A 23,526-nucleotide genomic window follows, 5' to 3' on the forward strand; every position below is an offset into this window, starting at 1 on the left:
CGAGCCCGCCCTCCGGGCGGACGACGGGAGTTTGACGACAGGACCTGGGCCCCGTCGTCACATTCCCTCCCCCACTGCCTTAAGGGCGTGGGAGGTGCCCCCAGCCCCGCGGCGTCTGGTACGCACTCCCCCGCTGCCTCAAGGGCGTGGGGGCCCCAGCCGCGTTGTCGCACTCGCCCGTACCGAAAACGGAACGCCCGGCAGACCGTAGCGGTCTGCCGGGCGTCTCTCTGGCTTCTGCGGTCAGTCCTTGATCTCGCAGATCGCCGCGCCCGAGGTGATGGAGGCGCCGACCTCGGCGTTCAGGCCCTTGATGGTGCCCGCCTTGTGGGCGTTCAGGGGCTGTTCCATCTTCATGGCCTCCAGGACGACGACCAGGTCGCCCTCCTTGACCTCCTGGCCTTCCTCGACGGCGACCTTGACGATCGTGCCCTGCATCGGGGAGGCGAGGGTGTCGCCGGAGGCGACGGGGCCGGACTTCTTGGCCGCGCGGCGCTTCGGCTTGGCGCCGGCCGCGAGACCGGTGCGGGCCAGGGACATACCGAGGGAGGAGGGGAGGGAGACCTCCAGACGCTTGCCGCCGACCTCGACGACGACGGTCTCACGGCCCGTCTCCTCCTCCGCCTCGGCGTCGGCCGGCGCGGCGAAGGGCTTGATCTCGTTGACGAACTCGGTCTCGATCCAGCGGGTGTGGACCGTGAACGGGTCCTCGCTGCCGGTGAGTTCGGGGGCGAAGGCCGGGTCCTTGACCACCGCGCGGTGGAAGGGGATCGCGGTGGCCATGCCCTCGACCTGGAACTCGTCCAGGGCGCGTGAGGCCCGCTCCAGGGCCTCCTTGCGGGTGCGGCCGGTGACGATCAGCTTGGCGAGCAGGGAGTCCCAGGCCGGGCCGATGACGCTGCCGGACTCGACGCCGGCGTCGAGCCGGACACCGGGGCCGGCCGGCGCGTCGAACCTGGTGACGGTGCCGGGGGCGGGGAGGAAGTTGCGGCCGGGGTCCTCGCCGTTGATGCGGAACTCGAAGGAGTGGCCGCGCAGCTGCGGGTCGTCGTAGCCCAGTTCCTCGCCGTCGGCGATGCGGAACATCTCGCGTACCAGGTCGATGCCGGCGACCTCCTCGGTCACCGGGTGCTCCACCTGGAGGCGGGTGTTGACCTCCAGGAAGGAGATCGTGCCGTCCTGGCCGACCAGGAACTCGCAGGTGCCCGCGCCGACGTAGCCGGCCTCCTTGAGGATGGCCTTGGAGGCGCGGTACAGCTCGGCGACCTGTGCGTCGGAGAGGAAGGGCGCGGGGGCCTCCTCGACCAGCTTCTGGTGGCGGCGCTGCAGCGAGCAGTCACGCGTCGACACGACGACGACGTTGCCGTGCCGGTCGGCCAGGCACTGGGTCTCGACGTGGCGGGGGCGGTCGAGGTAGCGCTCGACGAAGCACTCGCCGCGGCCGAAGGCGGCGACGGCCTCGCGGACCGCCGACTCGTACAGCTCGGGGACCTCTTCGAGGGTGCGGGCGACCTTGAGGCCGCGGCCGCCGCCACCGAAGGCGGCCTTGATGGCGATGGGCAGACCGTGCTGCTCGGCGAAGGCGACGACCTCTTCGGCGCCGGAGACCGGGTCAGGGGTGCCGGCGACCAGGGGGGCGCCGGCGCGCTGGGCGATGTGCCGGGCGGCGACCTTGTCGCCGAGGTCGCGGATGGCCTGCGGGGGCGGGCCGATCCAGATCAGGCCCGCGTCGAGGACGGCCTGGGCGAAGTCGGCGTTCTCGGAAAGGAAGCCGTAGCCGGGGTGGATGGCGTCCGCGCCCGACTCGCGGGCGGCGTTCAGGACCTTCTCGATGTCCAGGTAGCTGGTGGCCGGGGTGTCACCGCCCAGGGCGAACGCCTCATCAGCGGCGCGGACATGCAGAGCGTCCCGGTCCGGGTCCGCGTAGACGGCCACGCTCGCGATCCCGGAGTCCCGGCAGGCCCGGGCCACGCGGACAGCGATTTCGCCACGGTTGGCGATGAGCACCTTGCGCACGATTGAGGCTCCCTCCTTGAAACAAGCCGAGTTTAGGGACTGCCGACACGGCACTTCGACCCGTCCCCAATGGTGAGCTTGCCCACACGGAGCGTGATTCGAGGCTCGCTCGCCCGCGAAAAGCCTTGTCGCACCGCGGTGCGCAGGGCTCCTCCCGGAAACCCTAGCCCTGTCATGTGGCCAAGGTCTCTGTGAGAGCGTGCTGCGGCCCACTCGGTTTCTTTGTCGAGTCCCTACGAATGGCCCAATGATTCTTTGCTGGTGCGCGAACCCTTGTCCCCGGGTTTACCCGTTAGTAGCGTTCACGATGACTCGAACGTACCTGGAGTAACACGACGCTGGCTTGAGAGTGGGTGGGGACCGGTGGTGCGCAGACCGGTGGCATGGGTCGTGGCGGTCGTCCTCCTCGCGGAGGCGGTCTTCATCGCCGCGCTGAACTGGTTCCTCGGCATGGTCGTGGACCGGCAGAAGATGTCCCTGGCCGGCCTCGACCCGTCCGTGATGGCGACGTCGTCGAAGATCGGCGGCATCGTCTTCGGCCTCTACTTCGTGCTGTGCGCCCTGGTGGCCGTCCTGGTCGCGATACGCAACCGCGCCCCCGCGGGCTTCGGCCGTGTCCTGCTGATCAGCGTGGCGGTCGTCCACGGCCTGCTCGGCGCGTTCGCCTGGAGCATGGTCGGCTGGACGTCGTTCCTGTTCCTGATGGTGGTGCTCGGCCTCGTCGTCCTGCTCCTGATGACGTACGACAGCGAGGGCGGCCCGCAGGCCGCCGGCGGCGGGGCGGGGCAGGGTGGCGACCCGAAGGGCGAGGCGGAACCCGGACCGGTGGCGGCCCCGGGGGCGACGGCCGTCGTGCCGGCGCCCCGTGCGGACGAGCCGCGGAGCGGGGACACGGAGCTGCGGGCCTCCGTGTCCGCCCGGTCCGTCACTCGGCCGGCGCCCACAACTCCGTGATACTGATGCCCAGTTCGGCCAGCAGCTTGCGGATCAGGGGCAGGCTGATGCCGATCACATTGCCGTGGTCCCCGTCGATGCCCTCGATGAACGGCGCCGAACGGCCGTCCAGGGTGAAGGCCCCGGCGACGTAGAGCGGTTCGCCGGAGGCCACGTACGCCGCGATCTCCTCGTCGCTCGGCTCACCGAAACGGACGACGGTGGAGGCCGTGCCGGACACGTACCGCTTGGCCTCCGTGTCCCAGATGCAGTGCCCCGTCTGCAGGGTGCCGGCCCGCCCGCGCATGGCCTTCCAGCGGGCGGTCGCCTCCTCGGCGTCAGCGGGCTTGCCGAGGGCCTGCCCGTCCAGCTCCAGCACCGAGTCGCAGCCGATCACCAGGGCACCCTGCACCTCCGGCTTAGCCGCCACGACCGAGGCCTTCGCCTCGGCGAGCGCGAGCGCCAGCTCCGCCGGGGTGGGCGCGGTGACGGCGTCCTCGTCGACCCCGCTCACGATCACCTCGGGGGCGAGACCGGCCTGGCGGAGGAGGCCGAGCCGGGCGGGGGACTGGGAGGCGAGCACGAGTCGCCTGCGGCGCTTAGCGGTCATGCGGTCAGGTTAGTCGCGGGGTGCTTCTCGCTCACCTCAGGTGCTTCTCGCTCACCTCATGCCGATGACCAGCATCGCCAGGATCATGGCCACGGCCATGAAGAAGCCGAGCCGCCGAAGCATGTCCTGCGCGTCGCGCAGTTCCTTCGGCGGCTCGTCTTCGGGGTCTGACCACAGCATGCCACCAGCGTGGGGCCAGGCCGGGTGAGGGCGCCTGAGTAGTCGTACTCAAAACGGCGCCCGGTGTTGTTCTCCCGTGCGCGGTTCCCCGCGCCCCTGAGGTTGGTTTCCCTCAGCTCGGCCAATAGGTGCGGGTCCAGGAGGCCCGGCCCGGCTTGGGCAGGTGGGCCGAGGCGATCCTGCCCGGGTCGGACCACGCGTCCCGCGGGCCCTCCGCGCCGGGCGGCTGGGCTGCTGCCGCCGCGGCGCGTGCGCGGACCACCGCCAGGGCGGCGGCCAGCTCCTCCGGGGTGGGGTTGCCCCGTACGACTCTGATCGTCACAGCGGGCTCCTTAGAGGGGGATGTTGCCGTGCTTCTTCGGAGGCAGGGATTCCCGCTTCGTACGCAGCTGACGCAGGCCGCGGACGATGTGCGCGCGGGTGTCCGACGGCATGATCACCGCGTCGATGTAGCCGCGCTCGGCCGCGACGTAGGGGTTGAGGAGGGCGTCCTCGTACTCCTGGATCAGCCGGGCCCGGGTGGCCTCGCCGTCTCCGGTGGACTCCGCCTCGCTGATCGTGCGGCGGTGCAGGATGTTGACCGCGCCCTGGGCGCCCATGACGGCGATCTGGGCGGTCGGCCAGGCCAGGTTCAGGTCGGCGCCCAGGTGCTTGGAGCCCATGACGTCGTAGGCGCCGCCGAAGGCCTTGCGGGTGATGACCGTGATGAGCGGGACGGTGGCCTCGGCGTAGGCGTAGATCAGCTTCGCGCCGCGGCGGATGATGCCGGTGTGCTCCTGGTCGACGCCCGGCAGGAAGCCCGGCACGTCCACGAAGGTCAGCACCGGGATGTTGAAGGCGTCGCAGGTGCGCACGAAGCGGGCGCCCTTCTCGGACGCGTCGATGTCCAGGCAGCCCGCGAACTGCATCGGCTGGTTGGCGACGATGCCGACCGGATGGCCCTCGACCCGGCCGAAGCCGGTGACGATGTTCGGCGCGAACAGGGCCTGCGTCTCGAAGAACTCGGCGTCGTCCAGGACGTGTTCGAGCACCGTGCGGATGTCGTACGGCTGGTTCGCGCTGTCCGGGACGAGGGTGTCCAGCTCGCGGTCCTCGTCGCTGACGGCGAGGTCCGCCTCCTCGGGGAAGACCGGGGCCTCGGAGAGGTTGTTGGACGGCAGGTACGACAGCAGCTGCTTGACGTACTCGATGGCGTCCTTCTCGTCCCCCGCCATGTGGTGGGCGACACCGGAGGTCGCGTTGTGCGTGCGGGCGCCGCCCAGTTCCTCGAAGCCGACGTCCTCGCCGGTGACGGTCTTGATGACGTCCGGGCCGGTGATGAACATGTGCGAGGTCTGGTCGACCATGACCGTGAAGTCGGTGATCGCGGGGGAGTAGACCGCGCCGCCCGCGCACGGGCCGACGACCAGGCTGATCTGCGGGATCACACCCGAGGCGTGGGTGTTGCGGCGGAAGATCTCGCCGTACGCGCCGAGGGAGGCGACGCCCTCCTGGATGCGGGCGCCGCCGGAGTCGTTGATGCCGATGACCGGGCAGCCGGTCTTCAGCGCGAAGTCCATCACCTTGACGATCTTCTGGCCGTAGACCTCGCCGAGGGCGCCGCCGAAGACGGTGAAGTCCTGGGAGAAGACGGCGACGGGGCGGCCGTCGACGGTGCCGTAGCCGGTGACCACGCCGTCTCCGTACGGCCGGTTCTTCTCCAGCCCGAAGTTCGTGGACCGGTGCCGGGCGAACTCGTCCAGCTCGACGAAGGAGCCCTCGTCGAGCAGCAGCTCGATGCGCTCACGGGCCGTCAGCTTGCCCTTGGCGTGCTGCTTTTCGACGGCGCGTTCCGAGCCGGCGTGCGTCGCTTCGTGGATACGGCGCTGCAGATCCGCGAGCTTCCCCGCGGTCGTGTGAATGTCGATCTCTTCCGGCTCCGACATCGGGATGCGGCTCCCTGCCTGCTCAAAAGGGGGGACGGTTACTCATCCGTAGAGTAGTGGCGGGCCTGTGGGTCGGCAGTGCGGCGTTTCCCACACCTAGGGTGACTTGCATGACGCCGCACAATGCATCAGATGACAGCCGCTGGTCCGACCTGGACCGCCCGCCCCTGAACGCCGCGGCACTGCGGCACGCGCTGGTCCGGGAGGAAAGCCTGTACCGCGAGGTGGACGTGGTGCAGCGCACCGGCTCCACCAACTCCGACCTCGTCGCACGGGCTGTCGCCGGGACGGCCCGTGAGGGGACCGTGCTGGTGGCGGAGGAGCAGACGGAGGGCAAGGGGCGCCTGGACCGGCGGTGGACGGCGCCGCCGCGCTCGGGTCTGTTCTTCTCCGTGCTGCTGCGGCCCGCCGGGGTTCCGGTGGCCCGGTGGGGCTGGCTGCCGCTGCTCACGGGGGTCGCCGTGGCGACCGGGCTGTCCCGGGCGGCGGGCGTGGACATGGCCCTGAAGTGGCCGAACGACCTGCTGGTGACCGTGGGTGGCGAGGAGCGCAAGGCGGGCGGGATCCTCGCGGAGCGGGCCGGGGACGAGGGCGTGGTCATCGGCGTCGGGATCAACGTCACGCTGCGGGCCGATGAGCTGCCGGTGCCGCAGGCGGGGTCGCTGGCGCTGGCCGGGGCGGTCGGCACGGACCGTGATCCGCTGCTGCGGGCGGTGCTGCGGTCGCTGGAGGACTGGTACGGGCGGTGGCGGGCGGCGCAGGGCGATCCGGCGGCGAGCGGGCTGCAGGAGACGTATGCGGCGGGGTGCGCGACGCTGGGGCGCGCCGTGCGGGCCGAGCTGCCGGGCGAGCGTTCGATCGTGGGCGAGGCGGTGGCGGTCGACGGGGACGGGCGCCTTGTCATCGCCACGGAGGCGGGTGTGCAGGAGCCCGTGGGGGCCGGGGACATCGTGCATCTGCGGCCCGCGTAGGAGGCACGGCGCCGGTGCTCTGGAGGCGCTGGTACTGCAGCGCCCCGTGAGGGGCGCGGGGAACTGCGCGACCAGCCACAACGCACCGGCACCCCGGCAATGGCGGAGGAGTCCCCGGACATGCCCCGATGCGGGGTCCGGGGCGCAGCCCCCGGGGTGGCCGGCAACAACACCGGTCAGCGCAACCGGTACCGGGACGTGAACCGTCGGCCAAACCCAACGGAGTGAGCTGGCGCACACCTGCCGTAGAGTTGAGGCCGGTCGGTACCTGACCGCGGGAGATCGGAAGGGCAGCAGGCGTGACCGTCGACGACACGGGCTCCGGCGAGGGCGCGGACGCCGCCGACCCCGGCGAGGACCCGCTGGCCCTGCGCCTCGAACAGCTCATCCTGGGCGCCGAGCGCCGCTACACCCCGTTCCAGGCGGCCCGCAGTGCCGGGGTCTCCATGGAGCTGGCGTCGCGGTTCTGGCGGGCCATGGGGTTCGCCGACATCGGGCAGGCCAAGGCGTTGACGGAGGCCGATGTGCTGGCTCTGCGCCGCCTTGCCGGTCTGGTCGAGGCGGGGCTGTTGAGCGAGGCGATGGCGGTACAGGTGGCCCGGTCCACCGGGCAGACCACCGCCCGGTTGGCCGAGTGGCAGATGGATTCCTTCCTGGAGGGCCTGACCGAGCCGCCCGAGCCCGGAATGACCCGCACCGAGGTGACGTACCCGATCGTCGAGCTGCTCCTGCCCGAGCTGGAGGAGTTCCTGGTCTATGTGTGGCGCCGCCAGCTCGCCGCCTCGGCCGGGCGGGTCGTGCAGTCGGCGGACGACGAGGAGATGGTCGACCGGCGGCTCGCCGTCGGCTTCGCCGACCTGGTGGGGTTCACCCGGCTCACCCGCCGGATGGAGGAAGAGGAGCTGGGTGAGCTGGTCGAAGCCTTCGAGACGACGGCTGCCGACCTGGTGGCCGCGCGCGGTGGCCGGCTCATCAAGACGCTCGGTGACGAGGTGCTGTACGCGGCGGACGACGCGGGTACGGCCGCGGACATCGCGCTGCGGCTGGTGGAGACGCTGTCGAACGACGAGACGATGCCGGAGCTGCGGGTCGGCATGGCGTTCGGCACGGTCACCACTCGTATGGGTGATGTGTTCGGTACGACGGTGAACCTGGCCTCCCGGCTGACGTCCATAGCGCCGCGGGACGCCGTGCTGGTGGACAGCGCCTTCGCCGAGGAGCTGATCCGCACCGGTGAGGCGCCCGTCTCCGAGGCGGATGCGGCCGAGGCCGCGGCGGCCGCCGAGAAGGAGGGCGAGGAGCCTCCGGTGTACCGCTTCGCGCTCCAGCCGATGTGGCAGCGCCCGGTGCGCGGGCTCGGCGTGGTCGAGCCCTGGCTGCTGGCCCGCCGGGACGGGCAGCAGCCGTAGCGCCCTGGTCACCGGTGGTGGCTCGGGGCGCCCAGCAGGTGTACGCACACGCCGAGGACCGGCACGCACACACCGCCCGGGCCGGAGGGCGCCTCGCTGTGGCCGGGGGCCGGAGTGGTCGGCGCGGGGTGTGCGGTTGTCGGGGCGGGGGCCGGGGTGGCTGCCGTCGTCGAGGGGTGCGAGGGTGTGGAGGCCGGAGCGGTCGGGAGGGCGGTTCCGCCGGGCGGGGTGGTAGGTGCGGCCGGGGCCGTGGTGGGTCCCGCGGGGGTGGTGGTCGTCGGTGCGGGGCTTCTGCCGCCCATGGCGGAGGTCGCCGACGGTAGTGCGGTGGGGGTGGTGGTGACCGTGGCGGCGGTGTTGGTGGCGCCGTCGTTCGTGCCGAGGCGGGGCTCCGCCTCCGCTGTGCCGGGGGTGCCGGCTCCCGGATCCGGTGTGACCCGGACCAGGCTGAGCGCACCCGCGGCCAGGGCGAGACCGCCGACGGCGAACAGCATCTTGCGCGGGCGCGGCTTGCGGTGCCGCCCGCGCCGTACGCCGGTCGCGTCGCGCTCTTCCGGCTCCTCTCCCGTACGGGACTGTGCAGGTATCGGTGACATGGTTCCCCTCCCCGCCGCGTGCCCTGGGGTGCGCCGTGGCGGACGCACGCTATGCGGTCCTGTGGGTGATGTGGGGTGAGACGGGCGGGATGTCACTCGAACGGGCGTAGCCTCCCGGGGTTTCCGGAGATCGGGTGGGGCTGCGATGATCGGGCCGACAGTGCGTTAACCCGCGTTAACACGTGAGCCGGAGGGTGTCATGAGCGAGGAGCGGTTCGGGGAGTTCGTGCTGGTGCGGCGGCACGGGCGGGTCGCGGAGCTGGTGCTGGACCGGCCCAAGGCCATGAACGCCGTCTCGACGGAGATGGCCCGCTCCGTCGCGGGGGCGTGCGCGGCGCTCGCCGGTGACCCGGAGGCGCGGGTGGTGGTGCTGACCTCGTCGCACGAACGGGCGTTCTGTGTGGGAGCGGACCTGAAGGAGCGGAACTCCTTCAGTGACGCGGATCTGCTGCGGCAGCGGCCCGTGACGCGCGGCGCGTACACCGCGGTGCTGGAGCTGCCCATGCCGACGATCGCGGCGGTGCACGGGTTCGCGCTGGGCGGCGGCTTCGAACTGGCCCTGTCCTGCGACCTGATCGTGGCCGACCGTACGGCGGTGGTGGGGTTGCCGGAGGTGTCCGTCGGCGTGATCCCCGGGGGTGGCGGCACCCAGCTGCTGCCGCGGCGGGTCGGGGCGGCGCGCGCGGCCGAGCTGATCTTCTCGGCGCGGCGGGTGGCGGCGGCGGAGGCGGCCGGGCTGGGGCTGGTCGACCAGGTCGTGGACGAGGGGCGCGACCGGGAGGAGGCGCTGGAGCTGGCCGCCCGGATCGCCGGGAACTCGCCGGTCGGGCTGCGGGCCGCCAAGCGGGCGCTGCGGCTGGGGCAGGGGCTGGATCTGCGGGCGGGGCTGGAGGTCGAGGACGCGGCCTGGCGGTCGGTGGCGTTCTCCGGGGACCGTGCCGAGGGGGTCGCCGCGTTCAACGAGAAGCGCAAGCCGGAGTGGCCGGGAGAGTAGAAGGGCTGCGGCGCGCGGCGCATCCCACCTGTTCGCCGCACCAATGTCCCTAATGCGCCAAATCCTCCATAACCTGGAGTAATGGCTGAGGACAAGCGGCTCGCCGCCGTTGTGGCGCTGGCCCAGGGGATGGCGGCGGCACGCACCCCGAGGGACTCGTGGCAGGCCGCCGCGCTCGGTGCCTGCCGGGCGCTGGACGGCAGCTTCGCCGCGCTGTCGGTGTGGGAGCGGGAGCTGGGCCGGCTGCGGGTCCTCGTGAACGTGGGGGATCGGCGTCCGGACGAGGAGGAGTTCCCGGCGGCCGAGGCCTACCCGGTGCACCAGTTCCCGGAGATCACCGAGTTCCTGCACGAGCGGTGGGCCGGCGGGGGCGGTCCCAACGCGTGGGTGGAGACGGCCGAGGGGACCGCCGCCGGCACCCCGGGCTATTTCCATCACCGGGTCGCCGCGCTGCGCCGCCGGGGGCGGGGGTGCTGTGTGGTCGCGCCGGTGGTGCTGCACGGCAGGGCCTGGGGTGAGTTGTATGTCGCCCGTGCCGTCAGGGCCCCCGTGTTCGACCGGTCCGCCGCCGACTTCGCCACCGTGCTGGCCGCCGTCGTGGCCGCCGGGCTCGCGCAGGCCGAGCGGCTGGAGGAGGCCCGCAGGCTCGCGTACACCGACGCGCTCACCGGGCTCGCCAACCGCCGCGCCGTGGACGTGTGCCTGGAGGAGGCCGTCGAGCGGCACCGGACCGAGGCTGTGGTCGTCAGCCTTGTCGTCTGTGATCTGAACGGGCTGAAGCGGGTCAACGACACCCTGGGGCACGCCGTCGGCGATCGGCTGCTGGAACGTTTCGGCTCAGTGCTCTCGCTGTGCGGGGCGATGGTGCCGGGTGCGCTGGCGGCGCGGCTCGGCGGGGACGAGTTCTGTCTGCTGGCGGTCGGGCCGCCCGCCGATGACGTCGTCAAGGCCGCCGATGAACTGTGCCGCCGGGCGGCCGAGTTGGAGCTGGGGGAGGGCGTGGCGTGCGGGGTCGCCTCGACCGAGGATCCGATCGGGGAGGTGCGGGACGCCCGGCGGCTGTTCCGGCTCGCCGACGCCGCCCAGTACCGGGCCAAGGCCCTGCGCGCCGGCCGGCCGGTGGTCGCGGGCCGGGAGGGGCCGGAGGATCCGGTCGTACGGCTGGCCGACGAGCCGCCGCATCTGGCGCCCGCCGAACGGCGCCGGTTCCGCGGGCGCCGGCCGTGAGGCGAAGCCCACATCGATCGGTAAGGGTCGCCCCCGTTCCCCACTAGTGACATCTCCGCATTCAATGCGTACGCTCCTGAATATGGATATGCACACTGTGGTGGTGGGGACGTCCGGTGTCACGGCGTCCGACGTTCTCGCCGTGGCGCGCGGCGGTGCCCGCATCGAGCTGTCGGCGGAGGCGGTGGCGGCCCTCGCGGCGGCCCGGGAGATCGTGGACGCGCTGGCGGCCAAGCCGGACCCGGTCTACGGCGTCTCCACCGGCTTCGGAGCGCTGGCGACCCGGCACATCAGCCAGGAACTCCGTGCCCAGCTGCAGCGCAACATCGTCCGCTCGCACGCCGCCGGCATGGGCCCGCGGGTGGAGCGGGAAGTCGTACGGGCCCTGATGTTCCTGCGGCTGAAGACCGTCTGCTCCGGGCACACCGGCGTGCGGCCCGAGGTCGCGCAGACCATGGCGGATGTGCTCAACGCCGGGATCACCCCGGTCGTGCACGAGTACGGCTCCCTCGGCTGCTCCGGCGACCTGGCCCCGCTGTCCCACTGCGCCCTCACGCTGATGGGCGAGGGCGACGCCGAGGGACCCGACGGGGTCGTGCGGCCCGCCGGCGAGCTGCTCGCCGCGCACGGGATCGAGCCGGTCGAGCTGCGCGAGAAGGAGGGCCTCGCCCTCCTCAACGGCACCGACGGCATGCTCGGCATGCTGATCATGGCCCTCGCCGACCTCGACATGCTCTACAAGTCCGCCGATGTGACGGCCGCGTTGAGCCTGGAGGGGCTGCTCGGCACCGACCGGGTGCTGGCGCCCGAGCTGCACGCGATCCGCCCGCACCCGGGCCAGGGCGCCTCCGCCGCCAACATGCTCGCCGTGCTGAAGGGTTCCGGCCTCACCGGACACCACCAGGACGACGCCCCCCGCGTCCAGGACGCCTACTCGGTGCGCTGCGCCCCGCAGGTCGCCGGCGCCGGGCGGGACACCGTGGCGTACGCCCGGCTGGTCGCCGAGCGGGAACTCGCCTCCGCCGTCGACAACCCCGTCGTGCTGCCCGACGGCCGCGTGGAGTCCAACGGCAACTTCCACGGCGCGCCCGTGGCCTACGTCCTGGACTTCCTCGCCATCGCCGCCGCCGACCTCGGCTCCATCGCCGAGCGCCGCACCGACCGGCTGCTGGACAAGAACCGCAGCCACGGCCTGCCGCCGTTCCTCGCCGACGACGCGGGTGTCGACTCCGGGCTCATGATCGCCCAGTACACGCAGGCCGCGCTGGTGAGTGAGATGAAGCGGCTCGCCGTGCCCGCCTCCGCGGACTCCATCCCGTCCTCCGCCATGCAGGAGGACCATGTGTCCATGGGCTGGTCGGCCGCGCGCAAGCTGCGCACCGCCGTCGGCAACCTCACCCGGATCGTCGCCGTCGAGCTGTACGCGGCCACCCGCGCCATCGAGCTGCGCGAGGGCCTCACCCCGGCGCCCGCCTCCCGGGCCGTCATCGAGGCCGCGCGCGCCGCCGGTGTGCAGGGCCCCGGCCCGGACCGGTTCCTCGCGCCCGACCTGGCCGCGGCCGACGCGTTCGTGCGCGGCGGCCACCTCGTCGCCGCGGCGGAGTCGGTCACCGGCCCGCTGCAGTAACCCCCGCAGAGGGAAAAGGGGCCCTGTCCGCCGGACCGGGCCCCTGCTGCTGTCACGTCACTTCAGCTTGGCCTGCTGGGCTTTGACGACCTCCGGCGACACCGTGTACGCCTTCTTGTCCATCATCGCGCCCAGGTTCGTCGTGAAGTAGACCGACAGGGTGCCGCCCTGCCGGACGACCTCGGTGTGGACGGGCGCCGCGTCCCCCTCGCCCGAGTCCATGGTCGCGCTGAACGCCACCGCCCCGTCCCCGGTGCCCGTCGCCTTCTCCTCGGCGATCCCGGTGAACCTCATCTTCGTCCCCGCTTGCTGGGCGGGGAAGCCGCCGGCGCAGGCCTTGACAGCCGTGGAGACCGACGCGAGGGCCTTCTCGGTGCCGTTCCCGTCGTACGAGGCCAGGGTGACCGTGGTGACGTCCCGGTCCAGGGACTTGTGTATCGCCTTCTCGAACTTCCCCTTGGCGAGGTCGTCCAGGGAGGTCGGCTTGTCGCTGGGGGACGTCTTCGGGTTCTCCGTGGCCAGCCGGTCCGTCTTCGCCGCCGCGTCCAGGGGCGGGAGCCCGCTCATCACCCGGGCCAGCGGGCGGCACCGCGCGCTGTCGGTCGTGATCGGCTTGGCACGGGTGGCGGGCACCGGCCCCACCTCGTACCCGGGCACCTCGCCGCCGGCGATGACCAGTTTCTTCAACTCCGCGGCGCTCAGCGCTTTCGCGGCCGGAGCGGAATGCTTCGCATCCCCGTCGGAACAGCCCGTGACAAGGGCGAACGACAGCGCACCCGCGACCGCGGTGGCGCACAGCCGCACGCCCGATGATCTCTTCATGGGCGAACTATGTGCGGGCCGTCAAAGGATCGTCAAGGGAAATTAAAACCCCATGCGCTCGCGGCGTACCGAATACAGCACGAAACCGGCGCCCACACCGAGGAAGAGGGTGCCGCCGACGACATACGGCGTGGTGTCGGGGCTTCCCGTGTCGGCGAGTTCGGTGCTCTCCCCGACGGCCTCCGACGACACCGCCCTGGCCTGCTGGGTCATATGCGCGGCGGAGGCTTCCGTGTCCGCTCTGGACGAGTCCTGCGAGGCGTTCGCGGACGGGACGAACCACAGGGCGCACAGCAGGGTGGCCGCGGCGGTGGCGGTCAGCAGCGGACGGCGAGCGGATGACACGGAATATCGATCCCCTTGTGACGCTGGCGAATTGGCCGTGTGGAGCGATGTTAGTGAAAATCGCGGGTCACAGGAAAGTCACAGCAGGTTTCGGTCGTACCCTCGCGCCATGAGTGCTGAAGAGACATCATGTTTTGTACGGCTTCGTGTGGAGCTGGTCCTTGAGGTGCAGGACGAGGGCGAGGTGACCAAGGCCGCGCTGCGCCGGCTCGCCGCCGACCGGGAGCTGCCGCAGTCCGAGCGGGGCCAGGCCGAGGGGGCTGTGACGGAGGACACCGCGGAGGCCCTCGCCTATCTCGTGGACCCGTTCGACCTGGTCAGCGAGGTGCCCGGGGTGGAGCTGCAGCAGGCGTCCTGGTCGAGCGAGCGGATCGACTACGACCCGGACTCGCCGGACTGGGACCTGGACGAGGATGATGAGGAGGACGACGACGAGGAAGAGGGCGGCATCGGCTGAGCGTCCCGGGGTACTCCTGAACCCCGGACGGCAACCGCCGTCCGGGGTTTCGTCGTCTTGAGGGGACGCACGGACCGACTCCCGCACCGCCCGCGCAGCGCGGACGTGGTGTGCCCCACAGATCCGGTGGATGTGGAACGGGACGGCACGGCCGTAGCGTTGATGGTTCTGACGGGGACTCTCGGGGTTTTCGGCGACTCGGCAACGATGGAGAAGCGTGTGATGACGGACGGTATGCGGCGCAAGGGCCTGACGGCCGCGTCCGCTCTGCTCGGCGGTGTGCTGGTGCTCACCGCGTGTTCCGGCGGCGGCCACAAGTCCTCCGGCAGCGGCAGCGGCGACTCCTCACAGGCCCAGGCCGACGCGGCGGCGGCGAAGAAGTCCTCGCAGGCGCAGATCACGATCACGCCGAAGGACGGCTCCGACAACGCGTCGATCAACAACTCCGCCACCGTCACGGTGAGCAAGGGCACGCTCACCGGCGTCACGATGACCACGCAGGACGGCAAGGCCGTCGCCGGCCAGCTCTCCGCCGACAAGCTGAGCTGGAAGCCCACCGCCCAGCTGGACCGCTCCACGACCTACAAGGTCGCCGCGGAGGCCAAGGACTCCCAGGGCCGCATAGCCCACGAGAACGCCTCCTTCACCACGGTCTCCCCGGCCAACAGCTTCATCGGCACCTACACCCCGGACGACGGCTCCACGGTCGGTGTCGGCATGCCGGTCTCGATCAACTTCGACAAGGCGATCACCAACAAGGCGGCCGTGCAGAAGGGCGTCACGGTCAGCTCCAGCAGCGGCCAGGAGGTCGCCTGCCACTGGTTCGACGCCAACCGCATGGACTGCCGCCCGGAGCAGTACTGGAAGGAAGGCTCCACCGTCACGCTGAAGCTGGCGCTGGACGGCGTCGAGGGCGCGCCCGGCATCCACGGCATCCAGCAGAAGACGGTCACCTTCCACATCGGCCGCAACCAGGTCTCCTACGTCGACGCGCAGACCCACCAGATGAAGGTCACGCAGGACGGCAAGGTCATCAAGACCATCCCGATCTCCGCCGGCGCCCCGGACAAGAAGACCTACCAGGGCCAGATGGTGATCTCGGAGAAGTTCAAGCAGACCCGGATGAACGGCGCCACGGTCGGCTTCAAGGACTCCGACGGCAAGGGCGAGTACGACATCAAGGACGTGCCGCACGCCATGCGCCTGACCACCTCCGGCACCTTCATCCACGGCAACTACTGGGGCGCGCCGTCCGTGTTCGGCAGCACCAACACCAGCCACGGCTGCGTCGGCCTGCAGGACGCCAAGGGCGCGAACGACCCGAACACCCCGGCCGCCTGGTTCTACGGCAACACCCTGATCGGTGACGTGGTGGTCGTCCAGAACACCGGCGACAAGACGGTCGCGCCGGACAACGGCCTCAACGGCTGGAACATGGACTGGGCCCAGTGGAAGGCCGGTTCGGCCGTCTGACGGCCCTTCACTCCCTGTCTCTCCGGTGCCGCCCCTCGGGGCGGCATCGGTGTTTCTTCGGGAACGCCGCGAACTCGCCGCCGAGGCACTGGAGTCCGTGGGTCTGGGCGAACGCCTGTGGAAGGAGCACGGGCTGACCTTCGTCATGGTCACCCACGACTCCTCGATCGCGAAGAAGGCCCCGCGGCTGGTGACCATCCGCAAAGGAAAGATCTCGGTGAGGGAGAACGCCGGCGCCTGACGCACCCCGGGGCGCGCACAACACCGCTTGCACAGTGGCAACTTCGCGGTTCTGTAACGGTCGCCCGCCCATGGAGTAACAGTTTTCCTTCGCTCTTTCTTACCCTCCTCTCGTCTATTGAGCCGTCCGACGGCCCCCCGGCATACTGCGTGATCCCGGGAGGCGACGTACGTGCGTACGGGATCGCCTCCGGCCGGGTGAACGGGGAATTCGCCCGGTACTCCATCTCCTGGGGGAGAACTTGCGCAGACAAGTGAAAAGAGCTGCTGCGGCCGGCGTCGCCACGGCCGCAGCCGTCGCCCTCGCCGTGGGTATGACCAGCCCGGCGTCGGCGCAGCCCGCGGAGCGCGTCCCGACCACCGCCTCCGCGCTCACCGCGAGGACCCATGTCACCCTGATCACCGGTGACCGGGTCGCCCTCGACGCCAAGGGCCGGGTCGTCGGCCTGGAGCGGGCCAAGGGCCGTGAGCACATACCCTTCCAGGTCCGCAGGACCGACGGCCACACGCTGGTCGTCCCGGTCGACGCGGCCCGCCTGGTGGCCTCCGGCAAGCTGGACCAGAGGCTGTTCGACATCACCGAGCTGACCAAGGCCGCCACCCGCCAGGCCCAGAAGAACGGCCTGAAGGTCATCGTCGGCTACACCGGCTCCGCCAGGGTCACCCGGGCCGCCAGGGCGGACGTGCGGGGCGCGGGCAAGCTGCGCCGCAGCCTGACCGCCCTGGACGCCGACGCCGTGCAGGCGCCGGTCCAGGACACCGCCGCGCTCTGGCACGCCGTCACCGACGACGGCAAGGCCGCCTCCGGTATCGCGCACGTCTGGCTCGACGGCGTCCGCAAGGCCTCGCTCGACAAGTCCGTGCCGCAGATCGGTGCCCCGGTCGCCTGGAAGGCGGGCTACACCGGCAAGGGAGTGAAGGTCGCCGTCCTGGACACCGGCGTGGACACCGGCCACCCGGACCTCAAGGACCAGGTGATCGCGTCGAAGAACTTCTCCGGCGCCGCCGACGCCACCGACCACTACGGGCACGGCACCCACGTCGCCTCCATCGTGGCGGGCACCGGCGCCAAGTCGGGCGGCACGTACAAGGGAGTCGCCCCGGACGCGAAGATCCTCAACGGCAAGGTCCTGGACGACACCGGCTCCGGTGACGACTCCGGCATCCTCGCCGGCATGGAGTGGGCGGCCGCGCAGGGCGCCGGCGTCGTCAACCTCAGCCTCGGCGGCCCCGACAGCCCCGGTGTCGACCCCCTGGAAGCCGAGGTCGACAAGCTCTCCGCCACCAAGGGCATCCTGTTCGCGATCGCCGCGGGCAACGACGGCCCCGACTCGATCGGCTCGCCGGGCAGCGCGGACGCCGCGATCACCGTCGGCGCCGTCGACAAGTTGGACAGGCTCGCCGACTTCTCCTCCACCGGCCCGCGCGCCGGCGACGGCGCCATCAAGCCGGACGTCACCGCGCCCGGCGTGGACATCACCGCCGCCGCGGCCAAGGGCAGCGTCATCGACCAGGAGGTCGGCGAGAAGCCCGAGGGCTACCTGACCATCTCCGGCACCTCGATGGCCACCCCGCATGTCGCGGGCGCCGCCGCGATCCTCAAGCAGGAGCACCCCGACTGGGGCTACGCCGAGCTGAAGGGCGCGCTGACCGGCTCCGCAAAGGGCGGCAACTACACGCCGTATCAGCAGGGTTCGGGCCGTATCGCGGTGGACAGGGCCATCCGGGAGTCCGTGGTCGCCGACCCGGTGTCGGTGAACTTCGGGACGCAGGCATGGCCGCACACCGACGACAAGCCGGTCACCAAGAAGGTGACGTACCGCAACCTCGGCGACAAGGACGTCACGCTCACCCTGAGCAGCAGCGGCCTCGACCCCAAGGGCCACGCGGCCCCGGCGGGCTTCTTCAGGCTCGGCGCGAGCGAGCTGACGGTCCCGGCGCACGGCAAGGCCTCCGTCGGGCTCACCGCCGACACCAGGCTGGGCGGCACCCTCGACGGCGCCTACTCCGCGTATGTCACCGCGACCGGTGCCGGCCAGAGCGTCCGCACGGCCGCCGCGGTGCAGCGCGAGGTGGAGTCGTACGACGTCACGCTGAAGTTCATCGGCCGCGACGGCAAGCCGGCCAAGTACTACAACGCCGGCCTCAGCGGGCTGTCCGGGCTGGCGGGCGGCACCGAGCTGAGCCCGTACGACCCGTCCGGCACGGTGAAGGTGCGCGCGCCCAAGGGCACGTACCTCCTCAACTCCTCCGTCTTCGTGGACCCGAACGACAGCGGCAAGGGCATCGACTGGATCGCCCAGCCGAAGCTGACCGTGTCCGGGAAGCAGACGGTCACCGTCGACGCCCGCAAGGCCAGGCCGGTGGACGTCACCGTCCCCGCCTCGGGCACGACGTCCAAGTTCGCCGCGCCCGGGTTCTCCCTCACGCTCGGCCAGAACGAGTACGGCTACAGCTGGTTCCTGGACTCGTACAAGAACTTCCGCACCGCCCATCTGGGCCCGCGGCTGCCCGCCGGCCAGCTGTTCCAGCAGTGGGACGGCCACTGGGCCAAGGGCACGAGCGAGGAGTACGACGTCACCTCCGGCGGCCCGGTCAGGCAGCTCGGCACCGGCTACACCAAGCACTACAAGGCGAGTGAGCTGTCCACCGTCAAGGCCCGCCTCGGCGCGGCGACCAGCGGCAGGACCGGCTCGATCAGCGCCACCGGCTGGCTGCCGGGCAGCTCGGGCGCCTCCTCCGTCGACCTCCAGCAGAAGCTGCCCGGCACCCGCACCCTGCATCTGTCCGCGACCGGCGGGGTCCTGTGGGACCTGGGCTTCACCCAGTACGGCGGGGTCGACCAGGACGGCTTCCCGGTCGCCGACTGCGGGTACACGCTCGGCGAGTCCTCCTTCAAGGCCGGCCGCAGCTACACGAAGACGGTCAACACCGCGGTCTTCGGCCCGCACCTCGGCAAGGACTTCGGCCTCTTCCGCTCCGGCAACGAGATCTCCGGTTCGCTGCCGCTGTTCGCCGACTCCGCCGAGCACGCCGGGTCCTCGGCGTTCACCTCGGTGGACACGACGCTGTACCGCGACGGCGCCAAGGTCGGCTCCAACGACGACCCGCTCTTCGGCGACAAGACCTTCGAGGTCCCGGCCGGTGACGCCGCGTACCGGCTGACCACCTCGGTCAGGCGCTCGGCGGAGGTCGCCCGGGCCTCCTCCCGGATCGACGCGGCCTGGACCTTCCGCTCCAGGAAGGTCTCCGGCACCGCCGTCCGGCTGCCCGCCTCCGTCCTGCACTACGGCATCACGACCGGCCTGGACAGCACGGTCGCGGCCGGCCGTACCGTCACCTTCCCGGTCACCGTCGAGGGCGCGGCGGCGGGCGGCAACCTGAAGTCGCTGGCCGTGTACGTCTCCTACGACGGCAGGACCTTCCAGAAGGCCGACGTCCGCGGCGGCAGGATCACGGTGAAGAACCCGGCGAAGGGCAAGTCCCTCTCCCTCCGCGCCGAGATCACCGACAAGAAGGGCAACACGTCGGAGATCACGATCTACGACGCGTACTTCGGCAAGTGAGCGGTAGCGCCCGCTGACGAGACGAGGGGCACCCGGACACAGTCTCCGGGTGCCCCTCGTCGTAGGAGGCGCTACGGGGTGGACGGCACCGTCCGGGGCGCGTCCGTGCCCCAGCTGGCCAGCAGGCGCAGGGAGTCGGCGGACCGGGAGCCCGGGTCGGCGTGGTACGTGATCAGCGACTGGTCCGAGCCGTCCGTCAGGCGGAAGGACTCGAAGTTCAGGGCGAGGTCCCCGACCAGCGGGTGGTGCAGCCGCTTGACGCCATGGTTCTTCTCCTTGACGTCGTGCGTCGCCCACAGCCGGCGGAACTCCTCGCTCTTCACGGAGAGTTCGCCCACCAGCGCCGACAGCCGCGGGTCGTCCGGATAGCACCCCGCGTCCATCCGCAGGGCACAGACGATGTCGATCGCCTTCTGCTCCCAGTCGACGAACAGATCGCGGTAGTCCGGGCGCAGGAACACCAGCCGCGCCCAGTTGCGCTCGCCCGGCGGCAGCTCCGCCCAGTCGCCGAAGAGGGCCGCCGCCATCCGGTTCCAGGCGAGGATCTCCGAGCGGCGCCCGACGACATACGCCGGTACGCCCTCCATCGTGTCCAGCAGCTGCCGCAGCGGGAGGCGGACCTGCTGCTGCCGCGCCGCCGGCTTCTTCTTGTGCGACTTCGGCTTCGCCAGATGCGTGAGGTGCGCGTGCTCGGCGTCCGTCAGCCTGAGCGCCCGGGCGATCGCGTCCAGGACCTCCGCGGAGACATTCCGCCCGTTGCCCTGTTCCAGCCGGGTGTAGTACGCCACCGACACGCCGGCCAGCTGTGCCAGCTCCTCGCGGCGCAGCCCCGGCACCCGCCGGTGCCGGCCGAACTCGGGCAGCCCCACGTCCTCCGGCTTCAGCCGGGCCCGCCGGCTGCGCAGGAACTCGCTCAGTTCGGCCCGCCGGTCCAGGGGCGGGGACGCGGGCAGGGGCTGGTTCTCCATACATCCAGTATTCACGGACGTACGCACAGGAACCTGACCCCGCCAGTGGTAGGCACGGCGGACGTACGCAGAAGCGTGGTCTGGGTGGTCGTCGCGGCGTGGGAGAGGCTGATGGCGTGCCCGGTGGGAAGGCAGCCGGGCGCGCTGACATCGCTAGGAGAACACCGGCATGACCACCACTGTTGCTGCCTACGCCGCGCCCGCCGCGAAGGCCCCGCTGGAGCGGAGCACGATCGAGCGGCGCGCGGTCGGTGAGTTCGACGTCCTGATCGACATCGAGTTCGCCGGTATCTGCCACTCCGACATCCACCAGGCCCGGGAGGGCTGGGGCACGGCGATCTTCCCGATGGTGCCCGGTCACGAGATCGCGGGCGTCGTCTCCGAAGTCGGCCCCGGTGTCACCCGCTACGCCGTCGGCGACCGGGTGGGCGTCGGCTGCATGGTCGACTCCTGCCGCGAGTGCGACAACTGCAAGGCCGGTCTGCAGCAGTACTGCACCGGCGGCGGCCCGACCTGGACGTACAACTCCGTCGGCAAGGACGGCCGGCCCACCCACGGCGGCTACGCGCAGAAGATCGTCGTCGACGAGAACTACGTCGTCCGCATCCCCGACGGCCTCTCCCTCGACGTGGCCGCCCCGCTGCTGTGCGCCGGCATCACCACGTACTCGCCTCTGAAGCACTGGAACGCCGGTCCGGGCAAGAAGGTCGCGGTCGTCGGACTGGGCGGCCTCGGGCACATGGGAGTGAAGATCGCCGCCGCCCTCGGCGCGGAGGTCACCGTCCTGTCCCAGTCCCTCCGCAAGAAGGACGACGGCCTGAAGCTGGGCGCCACGCACTACTACGCCACCAGCGACCCGAAGACCTTCGAGGACCTCAAGGGCACGTTCGACATCATCCTCAACACCGTCTCCGCGCCGCTCGACTTCGACGCGTACCTGTCCCTGCTGCGCACGGACGGCGCGATGGTCAACGTCGGCATCCCCGAGGAGCCGGTCCGGATCCTCCTCTCCTCCGTGTTCGGCCACCGCCGCAGCCTGAGCAGCTCCGGCATCGGCGGCATCCCGGAGACCCAGGAGATGCTCGACTTCTGCGCCGAGCACCACCTGGGCGCCGAGATCGAACTGATCCGCGCCGACCAGATCAACGAGGCGTACGAACGGGTCGTGAACAGCGACGTCCGCTACCGCTTCGTGATCGACACGGCGACGATCTGAGTCACCGGTTCTGCCCGCGGCCCAGCAGCCACAGCGGATACGGCCCGCCGACCAGCGCGGTCAGGGCGCCGACCGGGATCTCCAGCGGTGGCAGCAGCGTGCGCGCCGCGAGGTCGGCCGCCACCAGCACCACCGCGCCCGTCAGCGCCGAGCACAGCAGCGGCAGGTGCGGGGTGCGGGTGAGGCGGCGGGCCAGCTGGGGCGCGGTGAGCGCGACGAACCCGATCGGACCGGCCGCGCCGGTCGCGGTGGCGGCGAGTACGACACCGAGCACGGTCAGCGCGAGCCGGGTCCGGCCCACCCGCACGCCGAGCCCGGCCGCGGTCTCGTCCCCGAGGCCCGCCCGCCGAGCGTACCCACCTGCCAGAAGCGGAACTGGTCCAGCGTCGCCGAACTCGACGTCAGCACCACGGTCGTCGCCCTGTCGGCCATGGCCGACAGGGCCGTCCCGGCGAGCGCCAGCTTCACCGGTGTGGCCCCGTCCCGCCCGCGCGAGGCGATCCCGTACACCAGGCACGCGGCGACGACGGCCCCGGCGAAGGCGTACCAGACGGTTCCCGAGAAGCCGTATCCGGCGCCGAGGGCGAGCGCGAGGACGACTCCCGCCGCCGCGCCCTGGCCCAGTCCGAGCACCCCGGGGTCGGCGAGCGGGTTGCGGGTGACGGTCTGGAGCGCCGCCCCGGCGAGAGAGAGCGCGGCTCCCGCCGTGAGCCCGACCGCGGTGCGCGGCATCCGCAGGGACCGCACGACGAGCGCGTCGGGTGAACCACCGCCGTGCAGCAGGGCGTCGAGCACGGCGTCCGGTGCCACCGGGCGGGTGCCGATGGCGAGGCTGAGCAGTACGGCGAGGGCCAGCAGGGCGGCGGCCGCCGGCCAGGCGAGCAGACGACGGCGCACTTATCGCAGGTGCTCGGCGAGCTGTCGTACGACCAGACGGGCGGCCGTGGGACCGGCGTTGAGGTACCACGGGTCGTCGTCCACCCGCACCGCGTGCCCGGTCCGCACCGCCTTCATGGACTTCCACAGCGGCCCGGCCAGGACGCCGCCGGCATCCGTCTTCGCCGGGTCGCCCTGCACGGAGTAGAAGATCCGGTCACCGTCGGCCGAATCGATCCGTTCGGCGCTGGTGTCCTGCGAAATCGCCCTGAACTGCTGGGACTTGGGGCGGGCTAGCCCCATGTCGACGGCGACGGACCCGGTGAAGGACGAGACGCCGAACACGCGCGTGCGCCCCGGTGTGAAGCGCAGCATGGAGATGGTGGCGGCGCCGTCGAGTGCCTTGCCGCTCTGCCGTGCGTCCGCCGTGATGCCGTCGAGCATCCGCCGCGCCTGCCGCCCCTTGCCGACGGCGTCGCCGACGAGCAGCAGGTCCCGCTTCCAGTTGATGCCGTTGCCCGCGGTGACGACGGTCGGCGCGATCTTCGAGAGCTTGGGGTAGAGGTCGCCGAGGGAGCCGTTGACCAGGATCAGCTCGGGCCTGGCGGCGGCCAGGGACTCCAGGTTGGGTGCCGTTCGGGTCCCGGCGTCGGTCATCGCGGCGACCTTCCGCTTGTCCTGGGGGAAGGCGTCGGCGAGGTAGTCCGGGACGAGTCCGGCGCCTGCCGCGCGGGTCGCGGCGGTCGGCACGACGCCGAGGGAGAGCAGGTCGTCCAGCTGGCCGGTGCTGAGCACGGCGATCCGCCGCGACGCCGCCTCGATCGTCGTACGGCCCTCGAAGTGGGTGACCGTGCGCGGGAAGACGCCGTCGGTGCCGGTGTCCGAGCCCATGCCGGAGGCGAGCGTGCCGGGCGCGGCGGAGGGGCCCGCGGAGGAGCCGATGACGCCGTGGCGTCCGCCGGTGCCGGTCCTGCCGGAACCCCCTCCGGGGCCTTCCCCGGCGGTCGAGCCGCAGCCGGCCAGCAGGCCTCCCGCGACGGACACGGCCAGGACGGTCCGCAACCTCAACGCACGC

General features: G+C 71.6%; 20 protein-coding genes and 2 pseudogenes. 11 read left to right on the top strand and 11 right to left on the bottom strand.

Annotated elements, in window-relative coordinates:
• Window positions 1–243 precede the first annotated feature (243 nt).
• A complete protein-coding gene (locus AB0L75_RS23510) occupies window positions 244–2,016 on the bottom strand; it encodes a biotin carboxylase N-terminal domain-containing protein (protein WP_365183940.1) in 1,773 nt (590 codons plus the stop codon).
• A gap of 363 nt (window positions 2,017–2,379) precedes the next feature.
• Here AB0L75_RS23510 and AB0L75_RS23515 point away from each other — a divergent pair, with 363 nt between their 5' ends.
• On the top strand, window positions 2,380–2,970 hold the full coding sequence (locus AB0L75_RS23515) for a hypothetical protein (protein ID WP_365183943.1): 591 nt from the start codon (window positions 2,380–2,382) through the stop codon (window positions 2,968–2,970).
• Here the strand turns inward: AB0L75_RS23515 and AB0L75_RS23520 are convergent.
• The 4 genes from AB0L75_RS23520 to AB0L75_RS23535 all read right to left on the bottom strand — a co-directional run bounded on the left by AB0L75_RS23520 (window position 2,942) and on the right by AB0L75_RS23535 (window position 5,664).
• Entirely contained in the window at window positions 2,942–3,559 is a 618-nt protein-coding gene (locus AB0L75_RS23520; RefSeq protein ID WP_365183945.1) for a nucleoside triphosphate pyrophosphatase, read from the bottom strand. The two genes, AB0L75_RS23515 and AB0L75_RS23520, sit on opposite strands and share 29 nt — an antisense overlap.
• A gap of 51 nt (window positions 3,560–3,610) precedes the next feature.
• Window positions 3,611–3,739, bottom strand: a complete 129-nt coding sequence (locus AB0L75_RS23525) for a hypothetical protein (RefSeq protein WP_365183948.1) — start codon at window positions 3,737–3,739, stop codon at window positions 3,611–3,613.
• Between the two features lie 112 nt (window positions 3,740–3,851).
• The gene (locus tag AB0L75_RS23530; protein WP_365183949.1) at window positions 3,852–4,061 is read right to left on the bottom strand and encodes an acyl-CoA carboxylase epsilon subunit; all 210 of its coding nucleotides are present in this window, start codon (window positions 4,059–4,061) and stop codon (window positions 3,852–3,854) included.
• 10 nt (window positions 4,062–4,071) lie between these two features.
• Window positions 4,072–5,664: an acyl-CoA carboxylase subunit beta gene (locus AB0L75_RS23535; protein ID WP_365183952.1), complete on the bottom strand. Its 1,593-nt coding sequence runs from the start codon at window positions 5,662–5,664 to the stop codon at window positions 4,072–4,074.
• 110 nt (window positions 5,665–5,774) lie between these two features.
• Between AB0L75_RS23535 and AB0L75_RS23540 the strand changes: the two genes are divergently transcribed.
• Both AB0L75_RS23540 and AB0L75_RS23545 read left to right on the top strand, forming a co-directional pair.
• On the top strand, window positions 5,775–6,635 hold the full coding sequence (locus AB0L75_RS23540) for a biotin--[acetyl-CoA-carboxylase] ligase (protein ID WP_365183954.1): 861 nt from the start codon (window positions 5,775–5,777) through the stop codon (window positions 6,633–6,635).
• A gap of 299 nt (window positions 6,636–6,934) precedes the next feature.
• Window positions 6,935–8,044: an adenylate/guanylate cyclase domain-containing protein gene (locus AB0L75_RS23545; protein ID WP_365183957.1), complete on the top strand. Its 1,110-nt coding sequence runs from the start codon at window positions 6,935–6,937 to the stop codon at window positions 8,042–8,044.
• Window positions 8,045–8,052: 8 nt separating this feature from the next.
• On the opposite strand, the gene AB0L75_RS23550 is transcribed toward AB0L75_RS23545, so the two are convergent.
• Window positions 8,053–8,640: a hypothetical protein gene (locus tag AB0L75_RS23550; protein WP_365183958.1), complete on the bottom strand. Its 588-nt coding sequence runs from the start codon at window positions 8,638–8,640 to the stop codon at window positions 8,053–8,055.
• A 199-nt stretch (window positions 8,641–8,839) separates the two neighbouring features.
• Here AB0L75_RS23550 and AB0L75_RS23555 point away from each other — a divergent pair, with 199 nt between their 5' ends.
• The 3 genes from AB0L75_RS23555 (at window position 8,840) to hutH (ending at window position 12,488) form a co-directional block, all read left to right on the top strand.
• Complete coding sequence (locus AB0L75_RS23555; RefSeq protein ID WP_365183961.1) at window positions 8,840–9,634, top strand: enoyl-CoA hydratase-related protein; 795 nt, start codon at window positions 8,840–8,842, stop codon at window positions 9,632–9,634.
• 81 nt (window positions 9,635–9,715) lie between these two features.
• Window positions 9,716–10,861, top strand: a complete 1,146-nt coding sequence (locus AB0L75_RS23560) for a GGDEF domain-containing protein (protein ID WP_365183964.1) — start codon at window positions 9,716–9,718, stop codon at window positions 10,859–10,861.
• 88 nt (window positions 10,862–10,949) lie between these two features.
• A complete protein-coding gene (gene hutH / locus AB0L75_RS23565) occupies window positions 10,950–12,488 on the top strand; it encodes a histidine ammonia-lyase (RefSeq protein WP_365184276.1) in 1,539 nt (512 codons plus the stop codon).
• A 57-nt stretch (window positions 12,489–12,545) separates the two neighbouring features.
• Here the strand turns inward: hutH and AB0L75_RS23570 are convergent, their stop codons facing one another.
• Window positions 12,546–13,310: a hypothetical protein gene (locus tag AB0L75_RS23570; RefSeq protein WP_365183967.1), complete on the bottom strand. Its 765-nt coding sequence runs from the start codon at window positions 13,308–13,310 to the stop codon at window positions 12,546–12,548.
• A gap of 42 nt (window positions 13,311–13,352) precedes the next feature.
• Complete coding sequence (locus tag AB0L75_RS23575) at window positions 13,353–13,655, bottom strand: hypothetical protein (RefSeq protein WP_365183969.1); 303 nt, start codon at window positions 13,653–13,655, stop codon at window positions 13,353–13,355.
• Between the two features lie 109 nt (window positions 13,656–13,764).
• On the opposite strand from AB0L75_RS23575, the gene AB0L75_RS23580 reads away from it, so the two are divergent.
• The 4 genes and pseudogenes from AB0L75_RS23580 to AB0L75_RS23595 all read left to right on the top strand — a co-directional run bounded on the left by AB0L75_RS23580 (window position 13,765) and on the right by AB0L75_RS23595 (window position 19,391).
• Window positions 13,765–14,112 carry a hypothetical protein gene (locus AB0L75_RS23580; protein WP_365183971.1) on the top strand — a complete coding sequence of 116 codons (348 nt, stop codon included), beginning with the start codon at window positions 13,765–13,767 and terminating at the stop codon, window positions 14,110–14,112.
• 222 nt (window positions 14,113–14,334) lie between these two features.
• Window positions 14,335–15,585, top strand: a complete 1,251-nt coding sequence (locus AB0L75_RS23585) for an Ig-like domain-containing protein (protein WP_365183972.1) — start codon at window positions 14,335–14,337, stop codon at window positions 15,583–15,585.
• 58 nt (window positions 15,586–15,643) lie between these two features.
• Window positions 15,644–15,826 (top strand): annotated as a pseudogene (locus AB0L75_RS23590) (ABC transporter ATP-binding protein); the annotation flags it as partial.
• A gap of 253 nt (window positions 15,827–16,079) precedes the next feature.
• Complete coding sequence (locus AB0L75_RS23595; protein ID WP_365183975.1) at window positions 16,080–19,391, top strand: S8 family peptidase; 3,312 nt, start codon at window positions 16,080–16,082, stop codon at window positions 19,389–19,391.
• A gap of 71 nt (window positions 19,392–19,462) precedes the next feature.
• On the opposite strand, the gene AB0L75_RS23600 is transcribed toward AB0L75_RS23595, so the two are convergent.
• Window positions 19,463–20,359 carry a helix-turn-helix transcriptional regulator gene (locus AB0L75_RS23600; RefSeq protein WP_365183977.1) on the bottom strand — a complete coding sequence of 299 codons (897 nt, stop codon included), beginning with the start codon at window positions 20,357–20,359 and terminating at the stop codon, window positions 19,463–19,465.
• A 169-nt stretch (window positions 20,360–20,528) separates the two neighbouring features.
• Here AB0L75_RS23600 and AB0L75_RS23605 point away from each other — a divergent pair, with 169 nt between their 5' ends.
• Complete coding sequence (locus tag AB0L75_RS23605; RefSeq protein WP_365183980.1) at window positions 20,529–21,575, top strand: NAD(P)-dependent alcohol dehydrogenase; 1,047 nt, start codon at window positions 20,529–20,531, stop codon at window positions 21,573–21,575.
• 1 nt (window position 21,576) lies between these two features.
• Here AB0L75_RS23605 and AB0L75_RS23610 read toward each other — a convergent pair.
• Both AB0L75_RS23610 and AB0L75_RS23615 read right to left on the bottom strand, forming a co-directional pair.
• Window positions 21,577–22,472: pseudogene (locus tag AB0L75_RS23610) on the bottom strand (iron ABC transporter permease).
• Complete coding sequence (locus AB0L75_RS23615) at window positions 22,473–23,495, bottom strand: iron-siderophore ABC transporter substrate-binding protein (protein WP_365183981.1); 1,023 nt, start codon at window positions 23,493–23,495, stop codon at window positions 22,473–22,475.
• Window positions 23,496–23,526 lie beyond the last annotated feature (31 nt).

This window comes from Streptomyces sp. NPDC052101 (assembly GCF_040680235.1).
Taxonomy (GTDB): domain Bacteria; phylum Actinomycetota; class Actinomycetes; order Streptomycetales; family Streptomycetaceae; genus Streptomyces.

Bases quoted from the DNA above. Each gene is read 5' to 3' on its own strand.
- AB0L75_RS23520 (WP_365183945.1), bottom strand. From the start codon at position 3,559: ATGACCGCTAAGCGCCGCAGGCGACTCGTGCTCGCCTCCCAGTCCCCC.
- AB0L75_RS23525 (WP_365183948.1), bottom strand. From the start codon at position 3,739: ATGCTGTGGTCAGACCCCGAAGACGAGCCGCCGAAGGAACTGCGCGAC.
- AB0L75_RS23535 (WP_365183952.1), bottom strand. From the start codon at position 5,664: ATGTCGGAGCCGGAAGAGATCGACATTCACACGACCGCGGGGAAGCTC.
- AB0L75_RS23540 (WP_365183954.1), top strand. From the start codon at position 5,775: ATGACGCCGCACAATGCATCAGATGACAGCCGCTGGTCCGACCTGGAC.
- AB0L75_RS23550 (WP_365183958.1), bottom strand. From the start codon at position 8,640: ATGTCACCGATACCTGCACAGTCCCGTACGGGAGAGGAGCCGGAAGAG.
- AB0L75_RS23555 (WP_365183961.1), top strand. From the start codon at position 8,840: ATGAGCGAGGAGCGGTTCGGGGAGTTCGTGCTGGTGCGGCGGCACGGG.
- AB0L75_RS23560 (WP_365183964.1), top strand. From the start codon at position 9,716: ATGGCTGAGGACAAGCGGCTCGCCGCCGTTGTGGCGCTGGCCCAGGGG.
- hutH (WP_365184276.1), top strand. From the start codon at position 10,950: ATGCACACTGTGGTGGTGGGGACGTCCGGTGTCACGGCGTCCGACGTT.
- AB0L75_RS23570 (WP_365183967.1), bottom strand. From the start codon at position 13,310: ATGAAGAGATCATCGGGCGTGCGGCTGTGCGCCACCGCGGTCGCGGGT.
- AB0L75_RS23580 (WP_365183971.1), top strand. From the start codon at position 13,765: ATGAGTGCTGAAGAGACATCATGTTTTGTACGGCTTCGTGTGGAGCTG.
- AB0L75_RS23585 (WP_365183972.1), top strand. From the start codon at position 14,335: ATGACGGACGGTATGCGGCGCAAGGGCCTGACGGCCGCGTCCGCTCTG.
- AB0L75_RS23600 (WP_365183977.1), bottom strand. From the start codon at position 20,359: ATGGAGAACCAGCCCCTGCCCGCGTCCCCGCCCCTGGACCGGCGGGCC.
- AB0L75_RS23605 (WP_365183980.1), top strand. From the start codon at position 20,529: ATGACCACCACTGTTGCTGCCTACGCCGCGCCCGCCGCGAAGGCCCCG.